The organism is Bacillus sp. JJ722 (assembly GCF_036963345.1).
Taxonomy (GTDB): domain Bacteria; phylum Bacillota; class Bacilli; order Bacillales; family DSM-1321; genus Bacillus_AD.
On record NZ_JBALMO010000256.1, the window covers coordinates 1 to 2,246 of the forward strand.

Here is a 2,246-nt window from a genome sequence, read left to right on the forward strand (position 1 = left end):
AATATATTTATATTTCTTCACAAAAAACACAATTAGTACAAATATAAGTAATAAGAATGTAAAAATTACTCTTACTTCTTGTAAAAAAAATAAACTAATAATTGCTAATAATATTAATAAAATATAGGTAAACTTAGTTGACTTAAATTTTTTATCTGATGGAATCATAGTATTTAAATATTCAATTAATACTATCGGTGTTAGCCACATGCATAATATGGTTATAAAAACGCCAAAGGTATCTTCTCTAGCGGATACACCACCACTCAAGTATCCTAGACTAATTAAAACAATTATTAAAGAAATAATCCTATATTGTTTATTTCCCTTATTTTTTAAATATAGAATTATCGCTATTATAAAACTAATACAAAAGTACAATATATGAATAAAACTAAAAAAAATAAAACTAAAGGGCATTCCATAATAGGAAATCCCTTTACTATATTTCTTCTCTCCATCATAAACTACTACTTCATCTACTTTTTCTAACTTAAATACTGGATCATTTTTATCTTTCTGACAATATACCAAATCATTTATTCTAATATTTTTATATTTCGCCCATCCATTTGGATACAGCTCAACTACTTTACAAACCCCATCGCTTACTGGAGTTAACTTAATCCCTACTAAAGGATGTACAATTATTATGCTGATTAAATAACACGCACATATTAAAACTGCTACGAATGACCAGGTGAAAAATGAAATGTTACGCAAAATTCCAGCCTATAGCCAAAAATATGCATTAATTCTAACTTTACCTAAAGACTCCACAATTGCATCTTGTTCTTCACGAGTAACACCTAATAGAGATGCCTTTTTTTCTTTCACCTTTTCTAAAATATCTGGATTATTAATAAGATTGTAGATAGCTAATTCCATCTAAATCAACTCCTTTTCTATTGGTAATTTTGTTTTATTTAATAGATGTTCACACAAGGTTTCTTTTTTGTTTGAACTTAGTGGTAAACTATTGATTTTATTCATTACTCTATTTTCGTAGATTATTTTTTGTGCAAAAGCGAAACTAAGCGCTCCAGATTGTTTGAGAGTGGTTATCAATTCATTTTTTTGAGGAAGTAATTCTTCAAAACTTAGATCACCATAGTAGTAGCTTCTTACTATTTCTCCTTCCTTGATAGAAGGATTCAACAAATATAGAATTGGCAAGGTTTTCTTTCTGAGTTTCCAATCACTTTTTTCATCGAATTGAATGACATCTCGGATATCATTAGAAATCTGAGCAATTAAACCTAAATCGTATGAGTAATCTTCCACAATTCGCAAATAATCTGAATTCTCTACAGGCAATCCTAAAATATTTGTTAAAGCCATCAGGCTGCCAGACTTTTGTCTAGTCATATCTAAATATTGCTGGACATTATGAATTCCATTAATATCTTGATGTTGCCCTTCAATTGCTTTTAACAAATAGTTTGTCAGATTTTGAATTAAGACTTTATTATCTACAACTTCTAATAACTTATGTTGGAATATAGTCATTAAACTAATAGATACATTGATTGCAGATGCTTGATTATTCTTCATCCAAATGGATTCATTATTATCGTTATCTTGAAGATCATCAATAATATCTAGAGCTAAAATGAGCAGTTCGATACATGATTTTAAATCATTTAATTTACTCTCATCATGGTGGTTTTCCGAAAAAACAGAATAATGCAATTCGAGTGATTTCGCAAAAGGAAAGTGATAATCTCTAGACTTATCCTCAAATACTTCTATTAAATCGGCTTGCAACTGACTATCACTTGTGTAGTCTACTATTATTTTGCCTAGTAACTCTTTAATTTCCTTTCCCCCTTTCATTAATAATCTCAAAACAGGAGATCATCCCATAATAGGATTATATCACCATTCGTAATCTTCTTACACAATACGACACTAAGTTTACGCAATACCGCAATAAATTTGCGGCATTGCGTAAACTTATTATTTAAAACAATCAAAAATAATAAGAAAAATTAATTTGAGAGTTAAAAGTAATCAATCTGCTTTTTTATCACCAGTTACGTCCATTTCTACTTTTTTAATAATAGGAGAAGATTTTGTAGCCTGGCTACCTACTCCATTTACACTCGCTGCATGTACTGTTCCCGCAAATAACACGGAAGTTACAGCAACCCCTGTTAACATTTTTGTTAAACATCTTTTTCAACTTTCTAATGTAAAAATATTTAATTGCATTTAAAAGACGTCGTAGCAAACAAAAAAGTTTG

Annotated in this window: 4 protein-coding genes; all 4 read right to left on the reverse strand. The window is 29.1% G+C overall.

Annotated features, from left to right (window positions below; translation table 11 throughout):
* Nucleotides 1-723 (reverse strand): hypothetical protein (locus V7014_RS23085; RefSeq protein ID WP_335510749.1); only part of this gene is annotated, 723 nt, incomplete at its 3' end.
* Between the two features lie 9 nt (nt 724-732).
* On the reverse strand, nt 733-888 hold the full coding sequence (gene comX / locus V7014_RS23090) for a competence pheromone ComX (protein ID WP_335510750.1): 156 nt from the start codon (nt 886-888) through the stop codon (nt 733-735).
* Nucleotides 889-1,848 carry a polyprenyl synthetase family protein gene (locus V7014_RS23095; RefSeq protein ID WP_335510752.1) on the reverse strand — a complete coding sequence of 320 codons (960 nt, stop codon included), beginning with the start codon at nt 1,846-1,848 and terminating at the stop codon, nt 889-891.
* Nucleotides 1,849-2,013: 165 nt separating this feature from the next.
* Nucleotides 2,014-2,163: a hypothetical protein gene (locus tag V7014_RS23100; protein ID WP_335510754.1), complete on the reverse strand. Its 150-nt coding sequence runs from the start codon at nt 2,161-2,163 to the stop codon at nt 2,014-2,016.
* Between the last annotated feature and the right edge of the window lie 83 nt (nt 2,164-2,246).

Coding starts and splice junctions, on each gene's coding strand:
- comX (WP_335510750.1), bottom strand. CDS start 888: ATGGAATTAGCTATCTACAATCTTATTAATAATCCAGATATTTTAGAA.
- V7014_RS23100 (WP_335510754.1), bottom strand. CDS start 2,163: ATGTTAACAGGGGTTGCTGTAACTTCCGTGTTATTTGCGGGAACAGTA.